Origin of the sequence: Halomonas saccharevitans, assembly GCF_900116405.1 — a bacterium.
GTDB lineage: Bacteria > Pseudomonadota > Gammaproteobacteria > Pseudomonadales > Halomonadaceae > Halomonas > Halomonas saccharevitans.
On the sequence record NZ_FPAQ01000032.1, the window covers coordinates 1 to 19,983 of the forward strand.

A 19,983-nucleotide genomic window follows, 5' to 3' on the forward strand; every position below is an offset into this window, starting at 1 on the left:
ATTCACGAGCCGCGATCAGCACCTCTTCCTGTTCGGGCGTGAGCGTGGCCAGCAGGTTGTGCCGCGTGTGCGGTCGGTCGTGGACATCGTCACGGTACCGCCAACGCCGGATAGTCGCGGTGGCGACGCCGTATTGGCGGGCCAACTCGCTATCCGTGATGCTAGAGGGGGCTGCCTGGATCTCGGCACGGATCTTCGGTGTCGTCGTAGCCTGCTTATGCAGCTTGATGTCCATGAACCTGCTCCCGAATGAATTGCTGTAGAAGCTCTCTGGCTGCTAGCAGAGGATAACTTCTATAGGCGATCTGATCATCCGGGATCCTACATTTAAGCGTTGAGTGAATGCTCGTGCATCATAAGGGGGAAAGCGAAGCGAAAACGCCAGGCGGCGATAATGTGTTATCTTTTAATGTAATCATTGCTAATTAATTAGTGGTCGGTGTTGTTGATGCAGCTGGACCAGGCGCTTGAGCGCGCTGGGCGGAATGCGCGCAGGTAGGCGAGATGGCCGCATGGTCGTTCTATCGACGACGGGCCGATGAGGAGAGGTCGCACCGGACGCTTCCTGGTGCACGGGGGTGCGGCGGGGTGCACCGAGTCGGAGCATCCCCGCCGGCGCGTCAGGCGGCGGTGATGCGGTGGTACTTCTCCATCAGCTCATCACGGCTCTCCGAGCGTTCCGGATCGAGCGGGATGCAGTCCACCGGGCAGACCTGCTGGCACTGCGGCTCGTCGTAGTGGCCGACGCATTCGGTGCACAGGTTCGGGTCGATGATGTAAATCTCTTCCCCCGGCGAGATGGCGCCGTTGGGGCATTCGGGTTCGCAGACGTCGCAGTTGATGCACTCGTCGGTGATCATCAGGGCCATGGGGTACCTCATGGAAGTCGCTGGCCGGCAAGCGAGCTCGGGGATAATCCCGAGCGTCAGAGTCAGGTATTGTAATGGCTGTTGAGCGTCTCGGCGACCCTGGGGTGCACGTGCTGGGAGACGTCGCCACCGAGGCGGGCGATCTCGCGGACCAGCGTGGAGGAGATGTAGGAGTTCTCGACCTCCGGCGTCAGGAACACCGTCTCGAGCTCCGGCATCTGGGCGCGGTTCATGTTGGCCAGCTGCAGCTCGTACTCGAAGTCGGAGACCGCGCGCAGGCCGCGCAGCAGCACGCGGGCCTGCTGCTGCTTCATGAACTCGGTCATCAGCCCCGAGAAGCCCACCACCTCGACGTTGTCGAGCCCGGCGACGACTTCCCGGGTCAGGGCGATGCGGGTGTCGATATCCAGCGTCGGCCCCTTGCCGGGGCTGGTGGCGATGGCCACCACGACGCGGTCGAACAGTCGCGAGGCGCGCTCGATCAGGTCGAAGTGGCCGTTGGTGATGGGGTCGAAGGTCCCCGGGTAGACGGCGGTATTCATGAGTCGCCCTCGTCCTCCAGGCGTCCGAAGGGATTGTCGACGGCCAGCGAGACCGGTTGGGCATAGCCGGGGATGTGGATCCGGTCGCGGCCGACCTCGAGCTCCGGCCCCTCCAGCACGCCCTCGCCGAAGCGATAGCGGGCCTGGAAGTGGCCGCGATCGGCGGCCTGGTGATAGCCCGCGGCGACCTCACGGGTGGCCTCGCGGCGCGCTCGCCAGTCGCTCATCGCGGCCTCGCCGTGGCGCTGGGTCAGCAGCCGCTCGGTCACCGCGGGGGAGAGCACCACGCCGGTGGCGTTGTTGCCGCCGAAGCCCTTGGCGTTGATGAAGGCGGCGTCCGCGGTGAAGGGCAGCGGGTCGCGGAACAGTCGCAGCTGCTCGGCATGCACGTCGTCGGCCACCGCGTCCAGGGTGAAGATGCCGGGCAGCAGGCCGTGGGCGAAGCTGCCCAGGGCGCTGGTCAGCTGGTCACCGGCGGCGCTGCCCTGGGAGTGACCGACGAAGGCCTTCACCGCCACCACCGGCCAGTCGCTGATGCCGTGGGCGCGGGCCACCCGGTCGAAGACGTGGGACTCGGTCACGCGGTTCTTGGGGGTGCTGGTGCCGTGGGCGTGGAGGAAGGTACGCTCGCGCAGCGCGGTCTCGCCGAGCATGTCGCGCACCAGCGCGGCCGACTTGGCCAGCGAGATGTAGTTGCCGATGCCTGGCGCCGAGATCGAGCGTTTCCAGCCGTCGGCATTGACGAACACAGCCGGCACGCTGCCGAGGATCTCGGCGCCGGTCTCCAGCGCCAGGGCGTCGTCCATCAGCATCACGAACTGGCTGGACTCGCCCATGGTGAAGCCGCAGTTGCGGGCGAAGGGGCGGCAGGCGCGCTGGTAGTCGGCGTCGGTGAGCAGCTCGAGGGCATCCAGGGCCTTGAGGCCGTCGTCGTCGGCCAGTGCGCCCATGCTGCGAAAGCCCTCGATGACCTCGGGGGTGATCGGGGCGTCGGCGGTACCGACCATCACCACCCGCCGCCGTCCGGCGCGGATGTCGTCCACGCCCAGGCGCAGGTTGTAGAGGAAGCTGGCGCAGGCGCCCAGCGCCGCCCCGGTGCCGCCCACGCTGCCCAGCACATAGGCGTTGATGAAGTCGGCGGGCATCTGGCCATAGCCCAGCGGCATCTGCTTGGAGGTGGCGCGCTTGCCGGAGCTGAAGCTCTTGAGCAGGCCGCCCCAGCCTTCGTCGTCGAGCTGGCCGATGGAGTTGCCGGCGTAGACGGCGACCTCGTCGGGATCCAGGCGGTCGCGCAGGTTGTCCCACTCCAGGCCGCTGTCGCCCAGGCAGTCGCTGGCGGCGAAGACCGTCATGGCGAGGCCGCGGGGGTGGTGCACGCTGCGATAGAGGCGGCTGGGCTCGAAACCGGTCGGCAGCTGGCCGCCGGCGCGCACCTGGGCCTGGCGGGTCTCGGGCAGCATCACGTCCATGCTGCCGGCGGGCACGGTGACCTCCAGGTTCTGGCGGTCCAGTTCGCGCACCTGCCAAGTGGCCGGCAGGGCATCGGGCAGCTGGCGGCGGCGGATGCGGAAGGTCAGCGGCGCGTCGAAGGTGAGGCTCGCCTTGCGGTTGGCCGGCAGGCCCTCCTCGTTGAAGCGGGCATCCTCGATACGCCGGATCAGGGTATGGTCGAGCACCTGCTGACGGGTCTGTTCGACGATCCCGGCGGCATCCAGGGCGTGGCCTTCGGCGTCATGCCAGGCGCCATCGGCCTGGCCGTCGGCCAGGCGCATCATGGCCGCGAGGCCGAGCAGGGTACGGGCCTGAACGTCGTCGGGCAGGGCATCGAGCACGGTACGGCGAAATGCCTGGTGGCCCGAGGTTCGGCCGGCGGGATTCACGCCGCCCATGCCGACGATCACCGGTAAGTGTGGCAAGCCGGGTTCCTCGTTGTGCGGTTGATGTCGTGGCTGCAATGCTAGACCGTCGATGATAGCACCCGGCCCGCGGTGGCGTCATGCCGGCGCCCCTGCGCCCGGGGCGATCGCGCATGGATCTGTCGCACGCGGCTGGTAGAATACGCCGCCCTTTTCGCCCCCGAGCCCGCCGCCATGACCGCCCGTTCGCGATCCATCGAAAGCCGCCAGACCGGCCCCCACGACGACCTCTCCCGCCGCGTGGCCCGCGCCCTGGCGCACCCTCTGCGCAAGCCGTTCGCCACGCACACCCGCGAGGCCTTCGCCGCGGCGCAGGCGTGGCTCGGCGAGCGCGGCGAGGCGCCGCTGATCCTCGACGCGGGCTGCGGGGTGGGGCTCTCGACCCGGCGGCTGGCCGCGCGTTTCCCCGACTGCTCGGTGCTCGGCGTGGATCGCAGCGCCGATCGCCTCTCCCGTGATCACGGCCGGCTGCCGGACAACGCCCTGCTGGTGCGCGCCGACCTGGTGGACTTCTGGCGCCTGGCCCTGAACGCCGACTGGCGCCCGCAGCGCCACTACCTGCTCTACCCCAACCCCTATCCCAAGGCCGCGCACCTCAAGATGCGCTGGCAGGGACACCCGGTACTGCCGGCGATCCTGGCGCTGGGCGGTCGGCTGGAGCTGCGCTCCAACTGGCGGATCTATGTCGAGGAGTTCGCCCTCGCGGTGACCCAGGCCACCGGGGTGGCCGCCGCGGCCGAGCCCTTCGCGCCGGGGCCCGACTACCTGACGCCCTTCGAGCAGAAGTACCATGCCAGCGGCCAGGCGCTGTGGCGGCTGGTGGTCGAGCTGCCCCATGCGCCCGAGCTGGTGCCCGCCGGCTGAGGGCGTCAGCGCGCTCGCCGATCGCGGAAGCGCTCACCGAGGGTATGGCGTAGCCAGCGGGCGATGGGCCCGTCGGCGCCGTCGCGCCGCGACACCGTCTCTACCTCGATGACCGGCGCCATGCCGAGCCCTTCGCCTCTGAGCTCCACCAGGTCGTCGCGAAAGGGCGGGTAGCGGGCGATATGGCGTGGCACCAGCGCCCAGCCCAGCCCCCGGGTGGCGAGCTCGGCCATGGAATAGAAGCTGTTGAGCCGCCAGAACTGCGCCGCTAGTGGCGCCCGGCGGTCGTCCTCCCCCCTTGATGCGATCAGCAGCTGGCGATGGGCGGCGAGGTCGCCGACGGTCGGTGAGGAGAGCGCGGCCAGCGGGTGGTGGCGGGCGACCACCAGCGCCTGCTGCAGGTGGGCGATGCGGATGCCCTCCAGCACCGGGCCCTGGCCCTGCTGGCGCAGCAGGATGCCGAGATCGGCGGTGCGATCCTCCACCCAGCCGGCGATGTCGCCCTGGGCGCCGTAGAGCAGGGTCAGCTGCAGGGCGGGGTAGTGGCGCGCCAGCGCCTCCAGGGTTTCGTCTACCGGCGGCATCTCCACCAGGGCCTCGTCGATGGCCAGCACCAGCCGGGCCTCCTCACCCTGGGCGATGGCCCTGGCGCGGGCATCCAGCCGCTGGCACTGGCGGATCACCGCCCGGGCCTCGTGGAGCAGGGCCTCGCCGGCGGGGGTCAGGCGCGGCAGCCGGGCGCTGCGGTCGAACAGGGGGCAGTCGAGGTCGGCCTCCAGGTGGGCGATGGCGGTGCTGACCGCCGACTGAGCGCGCCCCAGGTGGCGTGCCGCCGAGGAGAAGGAGCCTCGCTCGGCGCAGGCGATGAGGATCTCCAGCTGATCGAGGCTCCAGCGCATGGGCATGACCTATCTGTTTTTCTGATGGTTTCCAACTCGCATCCATCGCCATGATGGCGAGAATGGGGGCTGCCGTCGAGGCCCCGCGCCTCGGCCGTTCACGAGTTAGGAGGTGCACGATGCGTTCCTGGAAAGAGCGCGTGACCCACATGGTGCTGTTCGAGGCGATCGGCCTTGCCATCGTGATTCCACTGAGCAGCGTGCTCAGCGGCCACGATGCCGGGGCCATCGGCGTCATGGCGGTGGGGCTCGCCAGCGCCGCGATGCTCTGGAACCTGGTCTGGAACCGGCTGTTCGATATCTGGGTGCCGACCCGGCGGCGCAGCCTGGTACAGCGCATTGCCCAGGCGCTGGGCTTCGAGCTGGGCCTGCTCATCGCCACCCTGCCGGTGGTGGCCTGGTGGCTCGAGATAGGGCTGGTCGAGGCCTTCTGGCTGGATCTTGGCTTCATGCTGTTCTTCCTGGTCTATGCCCTGTTCTTCAACACGGCGTTCGATCGCGTGATGCGCCGCCGGCTGGCGCGCCGGGAGGCCATATGACCTATCTCTATCTGGCGCTCGCCATCATCGCCGAGGTGGTCGCCACCAGCGCGCTGAAGTCCTCGGCCGGCTTCACTCGCCTGTGGCCCAGCGTGGTGGTGATGGTCGGCTACGGGCTGGCCTTCTACCTGCTCGCCCTGGTGCTGAAGACCCTGCCGGTGGGCATCGCCTACGCCTTCTGGGCGGGGCTCGGCATCGTGCTGGTGACCCTGGTGGGCATCCTGGTCTACGGCGAGAAGCCGGACCTGCCGGCGCTGCTGGGCCTTACGATGATCGTGGGTGGCGTGGTGGTGATTCAGGTGTTCTCTTCCGTCGCGTCCCATTAAGCTTGGGCCTTCGGTGATTTCTGGAGGTCCCATGTTCCATCGCCCGCTCTACGGCGCACTGTTGATGCTGCTACCGCTGCTCGCCGAGGCGAGCGGTTTCTCGCGCCTCGCCGAGCTCACCGACCAGGGCTTCCTGGTCGGCGCCGAGGCACGGCTGCTCGGCGGCGGCGAGCGCCTGGGGGCCATCGAGCCCGAGCGTCAGCTCTCACCGGCCTCGGTCTCCAAGGTTTACGTGGCGGCGGCGGCGCTGGCGCGCTTCGGCCCCCAGCACCGCTTCACCAGCCGGCTGGTGAGCACGGTCGAGCCCGATGCCGAGGGCGTGCTTAAGGGCGATCTGGTCTTCGACGGCGGCGGCGATCCCGCCCTGACCAGCGAGGACCTGTGGCGGCTGGTGCAGCGCCTTTATCAGGCCGGGGTGCGGCGCGTCGACGGTCGGCTGGTGATCAGCCAGTGGCGCTTCGGGCCGGTCGAGTGCCTGACCACCGATCGCTGCGAGGCGCGAGAGCGGGTCGACAACGCCTACAGCGCGCTCCTCTCTTCGGCCGGGGTCAACTTCGGCAGCTGGTGCGTCGCCGTGGCGCCGGCCGCCACGGCCGGGCAGTCGGCGCGCATCGACAGCTGCGACAGCCAGGCGCCGATCGTCGAGATCGACAACCGCGTCCAGACCCTGCCGGACGACAGCGGCACCGAGCTCAACGCCGAGCGGATTCAGCGCGACGGCAACGACGTCATGGTGCTCAGCGGACAGGTCTCCACCAATGCCCGGCCACGCCAGATCTACCGGGCGAGCTCCGATCCGGCGTGGCAGACCGCCCACACCCTGCGGGCGATGCTCGAGCAGGCTGGCATCACCCTTGGTGACGGCGTGGCGGTGGCGGCCACCGAGCCGCCGGCTTCGGCCCGACAGCTGGCCGCGGTGGACGGCGAGCCGCTGCAGGAGCTGCTGCTGCGCACCCTCAACTACTCCAACAACTTCATGGCCGACGTGCTGACCCTGAGCCTGGTTGAGACGCCGCGGGTGAGCCTTTCGCAGGGCGGCGCGGCGCTGGAGGCCTTCGTGGCCGGTATTCCCGACCATGGCCCCGTCACCCTGCGCAGCGGCAGCGGCCTGACGCCTGAGAATCGCACCTCGGCCGCCGGGGTGACGGCCCTGCTGGAGTACATGTACCACCGCCCGTCGCTGTTCCCGAGCTTCGTCGCCGCCCTGCAGTCGCCGGGCAACGGCGTGATGCGCTTCCACCGGCGCGGCTCGGCCACCTTCCAGCATCACGTCATGCTCAAGACCGGCACCCTCAACCAGCCGGTGAGCGTGCGCGCCGTGGGCGGCTACTTCCGCACTCGCTCCGGGCAGTGGGGCGTGTTCAGCGCGCTGGTCAACGGCACCGCCACCACCCCATGGCTCGGCTGGCGTCAGGTGCTCGACCCGCTGGCCGCCGACCTGGAGGAGATGATCGATGCCCACTGAGCCCACCGGAGCGACCGACATGAAGCCTGGCTACACCGGCTGGCGTCACCTGATCCACTCGACCCGCTACTCGCTGAGGGGGCTCTCCGCGGCCTTCCGCCACGAGGCGGCGTTTCGCCAGGAGGTGGTGGCCTGCCTGCTGCTGCTGCCGCTGGCGGCGTGGATCGGCGAGAGCCCGGTGGAGTGGATCCTGCTGGCCGGCAGCTGCCTGCTGGTGCTGATCGTCGAGCTGCTCAATAGCGCCATCGAGTGCGCGGTGGATCGCATCGGCCCCGAACGCCACGAGCTTGCCGGGCGGGCCAAGGACATCGGCTCGGCGGCGGTGATGCTGGCACTCGCCCTCGCCGGGCTGACCTGGGGCCTTTTGGCCTGGCAGAAATTCCTCGCCTGAGGCGCCGGGCCGGGTTATGGGGTGGGGCCGGCTTCGCTTATGCTGAAGGCATTCGAGAACCGGATGCGAGACGCCCATGGCCCTGCCCGACGACTTCCTGCCGCTGGATGACATTCCCGAGCCGCTGAAGGCTCCCCTGGCGCACACCCGCGAGCGGCTGGCGAGCGCGCTCGGCGAGGCCGAGAACCTGGCCGAGATGACCGGTAACGACTCCCCGCTGGAGGACTGGCTGTCGCTGTCGGACGCGCGGCGCCGGCAGCTGGCCCGGGTGCTCGCCATCTCGTCGTTCGTCGCCGATATCCTGGTGCGCGACCCCGAGTGGCTGCTGCACCTGGACGCCAACGGCGAGCTGGAGGAGCCCCCCTCGGCCGAGGCGCTGCGCCAGTGGCTCGACGAGCGGCTCGAGGCCGCCGAGGATGAGGCGGCCCTGCACGCCGCCATCCGCCGTTTTCGCCGCGCGCGCATGCTGGGCATCGTCTGGCGGGACCTGACGCGCCCGCCGGGCCTCGACATGTGGGGCACCGCAGCGGCCGTGTCGCGGCTCGCCGAGACCTGCCTGGAAGGCGCGCTCGGTTGGCTGGAGGCGCACTTCGCGCCGCGCTGGGGGCGGCCCGCCCCACGCCGCGACGGCAGCGAGCAGCGCCTGGTGGTGCTGGGCATGGGCAAGCTCGGCGCCGGCGAGCTCAACCTCTCCTCTGACATCGACCTGATCTTTGCCTTCCCCGAGAAGGGCGAGACCGAGGGCGGGCGCAAGTCCCTGGAGCACCAGGAGTACTTCACCAAGCTCGGCCAGAAGCTGATCGGCGCCCTGGACGCCGTGACCGCCGAGGGCTTCGCCTTCCGCGTCGACATGCGGCTGCGCCCGCTGGGCGACGGCGGGCCGCTGGTAGGCGGCTTCGCCTCGCTGGCCGGCTACTACCAGGACCAGGGCCGCGAGTGGGAGCGCTACGCGATGCTCAAGGCGCGCCCGGTGGCCGGCGACCTGGAGGCCGGCGCCGAGCTGCTGGCGAGCCTGCGCCCCTTCGTCTATCGCAAGTACCTCGACTTCGGCGCCATTGAATCGCTGCGCGAGCTCAAGGCGATGATCAACCGCGAGGTACGCCGCCGCAGCATGCAGGGCAACATCAAGCTCGGCCCCGGCGGCATCCGCGAGGTGGAGTTCGTGGTCCAGGCCTTCCAGCTGATCCGCGGCGGGCGCGACACCGAGCTGCAGGTCACCTCGCTGAAGACCGCCCTGGCGCGCCTGCCCGAGCTCGGCCTGCTGCCCCGCGAGGTGGTCGATGAGCTCACCCCGGACTACGTCTTCCTGCGCGACCTGGAGCACGTACTGCAGGCCCTGGAGGATCGCCAGACCCAGACCCTGCCCGACGGCGACATCGACCGCGAGCGGGTGGCCCTGGCGCTGGACATGGAGGACTGGCCGGCGCTGATGGCGCGGCTCGACGAGGTGCGCGAGCGGGTGCGCCGCCACTTCGACGCCGTCATCGCCGAGCCCGAGGAGGAGGTCGAGGAGGCCGCTGAGCCCGAGGCCACCGGCGTCGCGAGCCTTGAGGAGTGGCGCGCGCTGTGGCGCGGCGAGCTGGAGGACGACGAGGCACGCTCGCTGCTCGAGGAGGCCGGGCTCGCCGAGCCGGACGTCGCCATGCGCCGGCTGCGCACGCTGCGCCACGCCCGCGCGGTGAAGACCATGCAGCGCATCGGCTTCGAGCGGCTCGATGCCCTGATGCCGCTGCTGCTCGACGCCGTGGCCGAGAGCGAGACCCCCGATATCGCCCTGGAGCGGGTACTGCCGCTGATCGAGGCGGTGCTGCGCCGCACCGCCTACCTGGCGTTGCTGCGCGAGAACCCGGAGGCCCTGGGGCACCTGATGAAGCTGTGCAGCGCCAGCCCCTGGATCGCCACCCAGCTCGCGCGCCATCCGATACTTCTCGACGAGCTGCTGACTCCGGAGACCCTCTACACTCCCGCCGACAAGGCGCGCCTGGCCGACGAGCTGCGCCAGGCCCTGGGACGGATCCCCGAGGACGACGAGGAGGCCCAGCTCGAGGCGCTGCGCGTCTTCAAGCACGCCCAGGTGCTGCACGTGGCGGCCTCCGACATCGCCGGCACCCGCCACCTGATGAAGGTCAGCGACTATCTCACCTACATCGCCGAGGTGGTGCTGGAGGCGGTGCTGGTCATGGCCTGGCAGCACATGACCCGCAAGCACGGCTTCCCAGAACGTCGCGGGGGAAATCGCGGGGAAGGTCGTGAGGAGCGGCGCTGCGGAAACGCGCCGGAGTTCCTGGTCGTCGGCTACGGCAAGCTCGGCGGCATCGAGCTCGGCTACGGCTCCGACCTGGACCTCGTGTTCCTCCACGACGGCGCCACCCAGGGCAGCACCGACGGGGCGCGGCCCATCGACAACGCCGTCTTCTTCACCCGGCTCGGCCAGCGCATCATCCACCTGCTCACCGCCGTGACCCCGGCGGGCAGCCTCTACGAGGTCGACATGCGCCTGCGGCCCTCGGGCAACTCGGGCCTGCTGGTCTCGACGCTGGACGCCTTCGCCGACTACCAGCGCGAGCAGGCCTGGACCTGGGAGCACCAGGCGCTGGTGCGGGCCCGGGTGGTGGCCGGCGACCGGGCGCTGGCCGAGCGCTTTGACACGCTGCGCGGCGAGATCCTCGGCCGCGAGCGCGACCTCGCGGCGCTGCGCGAGGAGGTGGTGAAGATGCGCCACAAGATGCGCGACCACCTGGGCACCCGGGGCCAGGGCGACGACTTCGACCTCAAGCACGACCCCGGCGGCATGGTGGATATCGAGTTCCTCTGCCAGTTCGCGGTGCTCTCCATGGGCCGCGAGACCCCCGACCTGCTGGTCTACAGCGACAACATGCGCATCCTCGAGACCCTCGAGGCAACCGGGCGGCTGTCCGCCGACGAGTGTCGGCGCCTGCGTGAGGCCTACCTGGCCTGTCGCACCGCCGCCCATCGCGCGGCCCTGACCGGCGAGCCGGCGCGCGGGCGCAACGCCGATTTCCAGGCGCATCGCGATGCCGTCATCGCGCTCTGGCAGCGCCTGCTCGAGCCGGCGTCCTGATCGGATCGCTCTCAAACCGACATCCTCAAGCCGACATCACCCTCAAGGAAGGCGACGACATGCACAAGGTACTGGTCCTGCACGGCCCCAACCTCAACCTGCTCGGCACCCGGCAGCCCGAGGTGTACGGCCACGAGACCCTCGATGACATCGACAACGGCCTCTACGAGCAGGCGGCGCTGGGCGGCTGGGAGATCGCCTGCCGGCAGAGCAACCACGAGGGCGAGCTGATCGACCTCATCCAGGCCGCGCGCCTGGACGGCACCGCGGCGATCATCATCAACCCGGCCGCCTACACCCATACCTCGGTGGCGATCCTCGATGCCCTGAACGCCTTCGACGGCCGGGTGATCGAGGTGCATCTCTCCAACGTTCACAGGCGCGAGGCCTTTCGCCACCAGTCCTACGTCTCGCTGCGCGCCGACGGGGTGATCGCGGGACTCGGCAGCCAGGGCTACCGGGCCGCGCTGGACGCGGTGATGGCGGGGTAGGGCCGATGCGGCGTACGACACATCCGTGGCGAGCGACGATCCGGCTAGTGAGGCGCGGAAAAGTGAGGAGCAGGCAGGAAAGGCGCTGGCGCATGAAGAGCTGGGGCGGCCTCGTCGCCCTGCTGGCGATGCTGACGCTTGCCGGCTGCGGCGAGACGCCGACCGGCCGCTCCCAGCTGGCCCTGGTGCCCGAGGCGCTAATGGCCGAGATGGGCGGCGACGCCTTCGCCGAGATGCGCCGGAGCCGCCCGGTCGCCCGCGACCCGGCCGCCAACCGGCTCGTGCAGTGCGTGGCGCGGGAGGTGATCGCGGCGGCCGAGGCGCGCTACCCCGAGGCGGGCATGCCCGAGGCCTGGGAGGTGGTGGTGTTCGACGACCCCAGCCCGAACGCCTTCGCCCTGCCGGGCGGGCGCATCGGGGTGCATGCCGGGCTGCTGCAGGTGGCCGAGACCCCCGACCAGCTGGCCGCGGTGATCGGTCACGAGGTCGCTCACGTGCTGGCCGACCACGGTAACGAGCGCTTCACCCAGCAGCTCGGCATCAAGGCGGTGCTGCTGGTGGTAGGGCTCGTCAGCGAGGGGGAGCTGGCCGGGGAGGGTCTTCGGCAGGCGCTGGGGATCGGTGCGCGCCTCGGCATCGCCCTGCCGTTCAGTCGCGCCCATGAGGAGGAGGCCGACCAGATGGGGCTCGCCATCATGGCCAAGGCCGGTTTCGACCCGCGCCACAGCGTGGCTCTGTGGCGCAACATGGCGAAGGCGGGCGGCGGTCAGCCGCCGGAATTCCTCTCCACGCACCCGGCGCACGGTTCCCGCATCGAGGCTCTCGAGAGCCACATGAGCGATGCCATGGCGGCCTTCCGCGCGGCCTCGGAGGCGCGCTGCACCGGCTAGTCGCCGCCGCCTGTCGCGATCCTATTCGCGGGAGCGATCCGCGCGCTCGTCCTCTCTGACCTCGTAATCGCCCTCGAGCACCTGCTGCTCGTGGGTGTGGCTACCGCCGCGACGGCTCTCGCGATAGTAGGTCTCGCGATAGTGAACGCCGCCGCCCACGTCTTCGGCCTGATCGGCGCGCATCTGCTCCATGCGCTTCTTCATGCGGTGACGCAGGAAAGGCATCATCGCCCAGCCCACGAGCAGGAAGAACAGCCCCAGCACCATGGCGACGATCATCATGGCGCCGAACAGCAGCCAGGTGAACAGCAGCTTCAGACCGCCCAGGGGGCCGCCTGCACGGGTCTGACGGGCACGCTGTTGCCACTGCTGGGCGGCGCGCCAGGCGGCATTGTTTCGGGGGTCACGAGAATCGGGCATGCAGGGCTCCGCGGTCGGTGGGGCGTGTCGGCGGCACCGGCACGTCGGAAATGGCTGCCTCTTGGAGGCCGGGGCGGGGCAATCGTTCCAGTCTTACCCCGATGTCGGCCCCGTCGTGCGCCTCGGCGCACGACGGGGGAAGCGATCGGCATTCGGTGTCGAATTATGCGCGCCACGCCTCGGCCACCAGCTCGTAGCTGCGCAGGCGATCCTCGGCGGCGTAGACGTCGGTGTGGAGCATCAGCTCGTCGGCGCCGGTCAGCGCCAGGAAGTGCTCCAGGCCCTCGCGGACCGTCTCGGGGCCGCCGATCACCGCGGCCCCCAGGAACTGCTCCACCTGGGCCTGCTCCCTGGGCGACCAGTCCAGCGTCTCCGTCGGCGGCAGGGCCCGGCCGGGTGCGCCGCGAATCAATCCCAGGAACTTGCGGCGTGCCGTAGAGGCGAGATAGTCGGCCTGCAGGTCGCTGTCGGCGGCGATGACCGGCAGGCCCACCATGGCGTGGGGGCGGTCCAGCATCGCCGAGGGTTGGAAGTTGTCGCGATAGACCCGGAGCGCCTCGAGCAGCCGGGCTGGAGCGAACTGGGCGGCGAAGGCGAAGGGCAACCCCTCGCGGGCCGCCAGCCGGGCGCTGAAGTCGCTGGAGCCGAGCAGCCAGATTGGCACCCGGGTGCTCTGGCCGGGCACGGCGCGCACGCGCTGGCCCGGCCGCGCCTCGTCGAGGAAGCCCTGCAGTTCGGACAGCCGCTTGGGGAAGTCGTCGACTCCCGCGTGGGGATCGCGGCGCAGCGCGGCCATGGTGGGGCCGTCGGAGCCCGGCGCGCGGCCGAGCCCCAGGTCAATGCGTCCGGGATAGAGGGTCTCCAGGGTGCCGAACTGTTCGGCGACCACCAGCGGCGGGTGGTTGGGCAGCATGATACCGCCGCTGCCTACCCGGATGCGCTGGGTCGCGCCGGCGACATGGCCGATCAGCACCGCGGTGGCCGCGCTGGCGATGCCCTCGATGCCGTGGTGCTCGGCGAGCCAGTAGCGGGTGTAGCCGAGCGCCTCGGTGTGCTGGGCCAGCGCCACGCTCTCGCGGAAGGTGTCGGCGATGGCGCCGCCCTCGCGGATCGGGGCCAGGTCGAGCACGGAGAGCGGCGTATCGGCGAGTCGGGACATGGCGGGTAGCGCTCCGAAATTGATTAGCCTGCTGGGTTTCTACCGAGATCGGGGCGAGCGAGGGGGAATGCAAGGGGCGCGCCTCGCGTGTTGCTTGCCGCCGCGGGAGCATCGGCACGATCGGCGCCGATGATGGTGGTCAGCGGCCCTGGCAGGCCGTAAGCTCGGGGAACACAGGTGAAACCGGAGGTCGGCCATGCCCTCCATGCGCACCGGACGCGACTCGCGGCGTCGCGGCGCCACCCGCCGACACGCCCGGCGACGGTGGGACTGGTCTCGCGTCGACTGGACCGGCTTCGATCGCTGGCTCGACCGGCTGGTGGTCGTGGCGTTGAGCGTGGCGCTGCTGGTTGGAGGGATCGCCCTGCTCCTCACGCTTCTGATCTAGTCGCTTCTCTCTTTCCGACCGACAAAGGACAGTCAGCCCTATGCTGGGATTCCTCCAGGGTCTTTCCTACGGCCTGTTTCTGACCTGCCTGCCGTGGCTGCTGGTGGGCCTGATCAATCCGCGCCTGGCCGTGCCGATCGAGCCGCCGGGCCGGCTGCAGGTCATCCTGCGTTACTGCCTGGTGGTGCCTTTCATCAGCCTGCTGCTGTGGCTGACCTCGCTGTGGGGCGGCTTCGGCCCGACCCTGACCGGCTGGCTGGCGGGGCTGGTGGCGATTCCCGTGGCCCTGCCGCTGGAGCGTCGCCTGCGCCGCTTCCTGGAGCGGCGGCGGGTGCGGCGCTTCCGCGAGCGGCTGGCCGCCGAGGCCGCCCGGCGGCGGGCCGAGGAGGAGCGCGATGCCCACGAGGCGGGACTTCTGGTTCTCGACCCCGCCCACCCGCCGGCCGAGGCCGACGATCTGGTGCTGGCGCTGTGTCGCGCCAAGCAGGCGCTGCTCGACGTGCATCGCCCCGACCTGGCCGTTCAGGCCGATCGCCTCTATAGCCGCTATCGCCACCTGCTGGGCGTGCTCGAGGGGCGCTTCGATCGCGGCGAGCTGGCCTTCGCCCGGGCCCGGGAACTGGTGTCCCAGGTCGGCCTCGGCGCGGTGGATACGCTGCACTCCATGGCCGCCCAGGCCAGCGGCGTGGTCAACGTGGACGGTGACTTCGTGCGCCGGCGCCTGAGCCGCGAGGGGCGCCGGCTCGGCACCCAGGAGCGCGAGGCCCTGCGGCGGCGCCTCGAGCTGCTCGAGGAGACCGAGCGGCGGCTGGGCGAGCTGGCCGCGCGCAACGAGGCGGCGCTGACCGTGCTCGACGATACTGCCGTCTCCCTGGCGCGCATCGAGACCGGCCGCCCCCAGGCCTCGGTCACCGCCGAGCGGGCGCTGGCGGAGCTGAGCCGCTTCGTCTCCCGCGCCGACCGCTACGGGCGCAGTGGCTCATGACGGCGGCCTGGCCGCATGTCGATATCCCAGCCTGAACTCACCCCGACCGATCCTTTCGAGAGGTGCCCATGACCGAGCAACCCCAAGATGGCGCCCGCCTGGCGCTGCCGCCGGTGGAGGAGATCGCCCGCGACCTGGAGGGCGGGGAAGCCTCCGCTCGCGCCGACGACGAGGCGAGCCTGGCGTCCCAGGCCGATGCCTTCGTCGAGGTGCTGCTGGATGACGGCGATGCCGAGGCCCAGGCGCGTCAGCGCCGCGCCGTCGACGAGCTGGGCCTGGAGCTTCAGCAGCAGGCTGCCCACCAGAGCGCCATGCTGCAGACTCCGCTACGCCAGCTGGCCCACCACGGCGACGAGGGCGGGCCGGTGGCCAAGGCGCTGGTCGACCTGCGCGGGCGCATGCAGTCGCTGGACCCCGCCCGGCACAACCTCGCCTCGGGCCCGCTGGACCGCGTGCGGGCGCTGATCCCGGGGGGCGGCAGCCGCCTGCAGCGCTATTTTCGCAAGTTCGAGACGGCGCAGCAGGCGCTGGACGCGATCATCGCCGACCTGGAGGGCGGGCGCGACATGCTGCGCCGCGACAACCTGACCCTCGACGACGACCAGCAGGCGCTGCGCGAGACCCTCGCCAGGCTCACGCGCCAGATCGACCTGGGGCGGCGCATCGACGATCGCCTGCAGGTCGCCATCGAGCGGCGCGACGGCGATGACCCGCAGCGGCGCTTCCTGGAGGAGGAGCTGCTCTTCCCGCTGCGCCAGCGCATCGTCGACCTGCAGCAGCAGCTGGCGGTCAGCCAGCAGGGCGTGCTGGCCCTCGAGGTGATCATCCGCAACAACCGCGAGCTGATGCGCGGCGTCGATCGCGCCATCAACGTCACCGTCTCGGCGCTGACCGTGGCGGTGACCGTGGCCCTGGCGCTGGCCAACCAGCGGCTGGTGCTCGACCGCATCGAGTCGCTCAACGCCACCACCTCGGAGATGATCGGCGGCACCGCCCGGGCGCTGCGCCAGCAGGGCGTGGACATCCAGCAGCGCGCCTCGTCGGCGATGCTCGACATGCAGGCCCTGGAGGAGGCCTTCGGCGAGGTGATCGGGGCCATCGACGACCTCTCCCGCTATCGCCGCGAGGCCCTGCCGCGCCTGGACGACCAGATCGATCGGCTGGCAAACCTGGCAGGCCAGGGCGGCCAGGCCATCGATCGTCTGGCCCGCGGCCGCGACACCGATGACGGCGAGGCCTCGCGGCACGCCTGACCCCGGCAACCGGCTTGGCATTCGGTCCTGCATCGCCCGCGCGCTGAACTATGCTGCTCGAAGCGGCCCGGTCGGGTACGCAGCGAGAGGGTCGGAGACATGGCGGATGCAAAGAACATCTTCGTGGTGGGGCTCAACGACTTCAATCGCCAGCGGCTCGAGACGCTGCGCGGCGCCGAGCACTGGCGCTTCCATGGCATCATCGCGCCCGAGGCGGTCTACGACACCGAGGAGTTCGACATCGCCGCCATGCTGGCCGAGGCGACGGCACAGCTCGAGGCCTTCGAGGGCACCATCGATGCCATCGTCGGCTACATGGACTTCCCCGTCTCGACCATGCTGCCGATCCTCTGCGAGCGCTTCGGCACCCACACCACAACCCTCGCGAGCCTGCTCAAGTGCGAGCACAAGTACTGGAGCCGCCGGGCGCAGAAGGAGGTCATCCCCGACTTCATCCCGGGCTTCACGGCCTTCGACCCCTTCGACGACGAGGCGCTGGTCCGGATCGGCGAGGCGGGGCTCTACTTCCCCTTCTTCGTCAAGCCGATCAAGTCCTCGGGATCGCGGCTGGGCTTTCGCATCGATACCCCGGAGGATTTCTACCATGCCATCGAGAAGCTGCGCGAGGACATCGGGCTGATCGCCGATCCCTTCAACACGGTGCTGGAGCAGGCACGGCTGCCCGACGAGATCGCCGCCGTGGACGGCCACTTCTGCATGGCCGAGGAGATCATCGGCGGCTGGCAGTGCACGGTGGAGGGGTACGTCTTCGCGGGTGAGGTGGTCAGCTACGGGATCGTCGACTCGCTGCGCTACCCCCAGGTGCTGAGCTTCTTCCACTACCGCTATCCCTCGGGGCTGCCCGAGCCCATCCAGGCCAAGATGCGCGAGCTGACCGAGACGGTGATGACGCATATCGGCTACGACAATGCCGCCTTCAACGTCGAGTACTTCTGGGACGAGGTGCAGGACCGCATCTGGCTGCTCGAGATCAACACGCGCATCTCTCAGTCCCACTGCGACCTGTTCGAGAAGGTCGACGGCATCAGCAACCAGCAGGTCACCCTCGACCTGGGGCTGGGACAGCGGCCCGATATGCCGCATCGCCAGGGCGACTATGCCATCGCCGCCAAGTTCTTCTATCGGGTGTTCTTCGTCGATGCGGTGGTGACCCGGGTGCCCTCCGAAGACGAGGTCGCCGCCCTCGAGGCCGACTTCCCCGGCGCGATGATCGATATCCAGGTGGCGGAGGGGCAGTGGCTCTCCTCGCTGCCCGAGCAGGACAGCTACAGCTTCGCCCTGGCCCTCGTCTGGATGGGCGCCGATTCGGCGGAGCAGTTGCTCGAGCGCTACGGCCAGCTGGCGGCGCGTCTGGCCTTCGAGTTCGATCAGATCCAGGGCTGAGCCCGGCCCAAGAGAGGGCCCCCACGGGACAAGGAGAGCAGGATCATGCGCATCGTCAACGACTTCCCGCGTCGTGTCATGGAGGAGGAGACCTGGATCCCGCTGCCCGACGGCGGCCGCCTGGCGGCGAGGATCTGGCGGCCGGTGGACGCCGAGATCCATCCCGTACCGGCGATACTGGAGTACCTGCCCTATCGCAAGCGTGACCTCACCGCCGAACGTGACGTGCAGAGCCACCCCTACTGGGCGGGGCACGGCTATGCCGGGGTGCGGGTCGACATCCGCGGCACCGGCGAGTCCGACGGCGTGCTCACCGATGAGTACCTGCCGAGCGAGCTGGACGACGGCCTGGTGATCCTCGAATGGCTGGCGGCCCAGCCCTGGTGCACCGGCGACGTCGGCATGATCGGCATCTCCTGGGGCGGCTTCAACGGCTTGCAGATCGCCGCTCTGCGCCCGCCCCAGCTCAAGGCGGTGATCACGATCTGCTTCACCGACGACCGCTACGCCGATGACATCCACCACATGGGCGGCTGCCTGCTGGGCGACAACCTCTCCTGGGCCTCGACCATGTTCGACGGCAACGCCTGCCCGCCGGACCCGGAGCTCGTGGGCGAGCGCTGGCGCGACATGTGGCTCGAGCGCCTGGACGGCAGCGGCATGTGGCTCGCCCAGTGGCTCGAGCACCAGCGGCGCGATGAGTACTGGAAGCACGGCTCGGTGTGCGAGGACTACACGGCGATCCAGTGCCCGGTCTATGCCGTCAGCGGCTGGGCCGATGGCTACTGCAACGCCGTCTTCCGCCTGCTGGCGGGACTCGACGTGCCGCGCAAGGGGCTGGTCGGTCCCTGGGCCCACAAGTATCCGCACCTCGGCGTGCCGGGGCCGGCCATCGGCTTCCTGCAGGAGTCGCTGCGCTGGTGGGACCAGTGGCTGAAGGGCGAGAATACCGGGATCATGAACGAGCCGATGCTGCGCGTCTGGATGCAGGAGTCGATGCCGCCGTCGGCGCGCTACGACGAGCGCCCCGGACGCTGGGTCGCCGAGCCCGACTGGCCGTCGCCGAACATCACCCCCGAGGCCTACCGGCTCACTCCGGGCCACGATCTGATGGCCGAGGACGAATCGCGAGACGACCCGCCACAGGCTACCCTGGACGTCCGCTCGCCGCTCTCGGTGGGGCTCTATGCGGGCAAGTGGTGCTCCTACAATGCGCCTCCCGACCTGCCCCACGACCAGCGCGAGGAGGATGGTGGCTGCCTGGTCTTCCAGACGCCGCGCCTCGAGGCGGCGCTGGAGATCTGCGGCTCGCCGCTGGTCGAGCTCGAGCTCAGCGCCGACCAGCCGGTGGCCATGGTGGCGCTGCGCCTCTCCGATATCGGCGAGGACGACAAGGCCACTCGCGTCTCCTACGGCCTGCTCAACCTCACCCACCGCGACAGCAATGAGCATCCCGAGCCGCTGGAGCCGGGCCAGCGCTATCGGGTGTCCATCCCGCTCAAGCACATCGCCCAGCAGTTCCCGGCGGGCCACGCCATTCGCCTGTCGCTCTCCACCAGCTACTGGCCGCTGGCCTGGCCATCGCCCCAGCCGGTGCGGATCACCCTCTGGCCCGGCGCCAGTCGGTTGCTGCTGCCCCGGCGCGAGCCGCGCCCCGCGGAGGAAGCGGCGCTGCCCGCCTTCGCCGAGCCCGAGGGCGCGCCGGCGCTTCCCAAGACGCTGATCCAGCCCAGCCAGGAGAGCTGGCGGGTGATCCGCGACCTGGCCCAGGACCGCACCACCTTGGAGGTGGTCCACGACGAGGGGCGCTACCGGATCGACGACATCGACCTGGAGATCGCCGCCCGGGTCACCGAGCGCTACGCCTACGCCTTCGGCAGCTACGACAGCGTCAGTGGCTGGACCGAGTGGCAGCGCAGCTTCCGGCGCGGAGACTGGGAGGTCAGCACCCTGACCCGCACCCTGCTGACCAGTGACGCCGACAACTTCCGCATCCGTGCCACTCTCGACGCCTGGGAGGGCGAGACCCGCATCTTCGCCAAGACCTGGGACGAGACGATCCCCCGGGACCTCGTCTAGGGCAGGGGAGGCTGCTATCGT

At 70.1% G+C, this 19,983-nt stretch carries 19 protein-coding genes and 1 pseudogene; 13 read left to right on the plus strand and 7 right to left on the minus strand.

From position 1 onward, the window contains the following. The 4 genes and pseudogenes from BM388_RS13525 to BM388_RS13540 form a co-directional block, all read right to left on the minus strand. A pseudogene (locus BM388_RS13525) lies at window positions 1–235 on the minus strand (IS481 family transposase); the annotation flags it as partial. Window positions 236–620: 385 nt separating this feature from the next. Beyond that, the gene (locus BM388_RS13530) at window positions 621–869 is read right to left on the minus strand and encodes a YfhL family 4Fe-4S dicluster ferredoxin (RefSeq protein WP_089851046.1); all 249 of its coding nucleotides are present in this window, start codon (window positions 867–869) and stop codon (window positions 621–623) included. Between the two features lie 62 nt (window positions 870–931). Then, a complete protein-coding gene (coaD, locus tag BM388_RS13535) occupies window positions 932–1,411 on the minus strand; it encodes a pantetheine-phosphate adenylyltransferase (protein ID WP_089851048.1) in 480 nt (159 codons plus the stop codon). Then, window positions 1,408–3,300: a beta-ketoacyl synthase gene (locus BM388_RS13540; protein WP_089851110.1), complete on the minus strand. Its 1,893-nt coding sequence runs from the start codon at window positions 3,298–3,300 to the stop codon at window positions 1,408–1,410. Before BM388_RS13540 ends, coaD begins: the two co-directional genes overlap by 4 nt. Window positions 3,301–3,501: 201 nt before the next feature. Here BM388_RS13540 and trmB point away from each other — a divergent pair, with 201 nt between their 5' ends. Beyond that, window positions 3,502–4,191 carry a tRNA (guanine(46)-N(7))-methyltransferase TrmB gene (gene trmB, locus BM388_RS13545; protein ID WP_089851050.1) on the plus strand — a complete coding sequence of 230 codons (690 nt, stop codon included), beginning with the start codon at window positions 3,502–3,504 and terminating at the stop codon, window positions 4,189–4,191. Between the two features lie 5 nt (window positions 4,192–4,196). On the opposite strand, the gene BM388_RS13550 is transcribed toward trmB, so the two are convergent. Next, window positions 4,197–5,096: a LysR family transcriptional regulator gene (locus tag BM388_RS13550; RefSeq protein ID WP_245781556.1), complete on the minus strand. Its 900-nt coding sequence runs from the start codon at window positions 5,094–5,096 to the stop codon at window positions 4,197–4,199. A gap of 113 nt (window positions 5,097–5,209) precedes the next feature. Here BM388_RS13550 and BM388_RS13555 point away from each other — a divergent pair, with 113 nt between their 5' ends. From BM388_RS13555 to BM388_RS13585, 7 genes are all read left to right on the plus strand, one after another. After that, the gene (locus BM388_RS13555; protein WP_089851052.1) at window positions 5,210–5,629 is read left to right on the plus strand and encodes a PACE efflux transporter; all 420 of its coding nucleotides are present in this window, start codon (window positions 5,210–5,212) and stop codon (window positions 5,627–5,629) included. Continuing rightward, entirely contained in the window at window positions 5,626–5,955 is a 330-nt protein-coding gene (locus BM388_RS13560) for a DMT family transporter (protein WP_089851054.1), read from the plus strand. The genes BM388_RS13555 and BM388_RS13560 overlap by 4 nt, the downstream gene beginning before the upstream one ends. A 31-nt stretch (window positions 5,956–5,986) precedes the next feature. After that, the gene (gene dacB, locus BM388_RS13565) at window positions 5,987–7,420 is read left to right on the plus strand and encodes a D-alanyl-D-alanine carboxypeptidase/D-alanyl-D-alanine endopeptidase (protein ID WP_089851056.1); all 1,434 of its coding nucleotides are present in this window, start codon (window positions 5,987–5,989) and stop codon (window positions 7,418–7,420) included. A 19-nt stretch (window positions 7,421–7,439) separates the two neighbouring features. Then, complete coding sequence (locus BM388_RS13570) at window positions 7,440–7,811, plus strand: diacylglycerol kinase (RefSeq protein ID WP_089851114.1); 372 nt, start codon at window positions 7,440–7,442, stop codon at window positions 7,809–7,811. 76 nt (window positions 7,812–7,887) lie between these two features. Next, window positions 7,888–10,893, plus strand: a complete 3,006-nt coding sequence (glnE, locus tag BM388_RS13575; RefSeq protein ID WP_089851058.1) for a bifunctional [glutamate--ammonia ligase]-adenylyl-L-tyrosine phosphorylase/[glutamate--ammonia-ligase] adenylyltransferase — start codon at window positions 7,888–7,890, stop codon at window positions 10,891–10,893. A 59-nt stretch (window positions 10,894–10,952) separates the two neighbouring features. Next, entirely contained in the window at window positions 10,953–11,384 is a 432-nt protein-coding gene (aroQ, locus tag BM388_RS13580; protein ID WP_089851060.1) for a type II 3-dehydroquinate dehydratase, read from the plus strand. 92 nt (window positions 11,385–11,476) lie between these two features. Further along, window positions 11,477–12,274, plus strand: coding sequence for a M48 family metallopeptidase (locus tag BM388_RS13585; RefSeq protein WP_089851062.1), 798 nt, complete (start codon window positions 11,477–11,479; stop codon window positions 12,272–12,274). Window positions 12,275–12,295: 21 nt separating this feature from the next. Here BM388_RS13585 and BM388_RS13590 read toward each other — a convergent pair whose 3' ends face one another. Both BM388_RS13590 and BM388_RS13595 read right to left on the minus strand, forming a co-directional pair. Beyond that, window positions 12,296–12,694: a hypothetical protein gene (locus BM388_RS13590; protein WP_089851064.1), complete on the minus strand. Its 399-nt coding sequence runs from the start codon at window positions 12,692–12,694 to the stop codon at window positions 12,296–12,298. Window positions 12,695–12,857: 163 nt separating this feature from the next. Next, entirely contained in the window at window positions 12,858–13,853 is a 996-nt protein-coding gene (locus BM388_RS13595) for an LLM class flavin-dependent oxidoreductase (RefSeq protein ID WP_089851066.1), read from the minus strand. A gap of 196 nt (window positions 13,854–14,049) precedes the next feature. Here BM388_RS13595 and BM388_RS13600 point away from each other — a divergent pair, with 196 nt between their 5' ends. The 5 genes from BM388_RS13600 to BM388_RS13620 all read left to right on the plus strand — a co-directional run bounded on the left by BM388_RS13600 (window position 14,050) and on the right by BM388_RS13620 (window position 19,962). Next, window positions 14,050–14,241, plus strand: a complete 192-nt coding sequence (locus BM388_RS13600; protein ID WP_089851068.1) for a hypothetical protein — start codon at window positions 14,050–14,052, stop codon at window positions 14,239–14,241. Between the two features lie 40 nt (window positions 14,242–14,281). Next, window positions 14,282–15,226: a cobyrinic acid a,c-diamide synthase gene (locus tag BM388_RS13605; protein WP_089851070.1), complete on the plus strand. Its 945-nt coding sequence runs from the start codon at window positions 14,282–14,284 to the stop codon at window positions 15,224–15,226. A gap of 68 nt (window positions 15,227–15,294) precedes the next feature. Then, window positions 15,295–16,479, plus strand: coding sequence for a toxic anion resistance protein (locus BM388_RS13610; RefSeq protein WP_089851072.1), 1,185 nt, complete (start codon window positions 15,295–15,297; stop codon window positions 16,477–16,479). Between the two features lie 99 nt (window positions 16,480–16,578). Next, on the plus strand, window positions 16,579–17,883 hold the full coding sequence (locus tag BM388_RS13615) for an ATP-grasp domain-containing protein (RefSeq protein ID WP_089851074.1): 1,305 nt from the start codon (window positions 16,579–16,581) through the stop codon (window positions 17,881–17,883). Window positions 17,884–17,928: 45 nt separating this feature from the next. After that, entirely contained in the window at window positions 17,929–19,962 is a 2,034-nt protein-coding gene (locus tag BM388_RS13620) for a CocE/NonD family hydrolase (RefSeq protein ID WP_089851076.1), read from the plus strand. Window positions 19,963–19,983 lie beyond the last annotated feature (21 nt).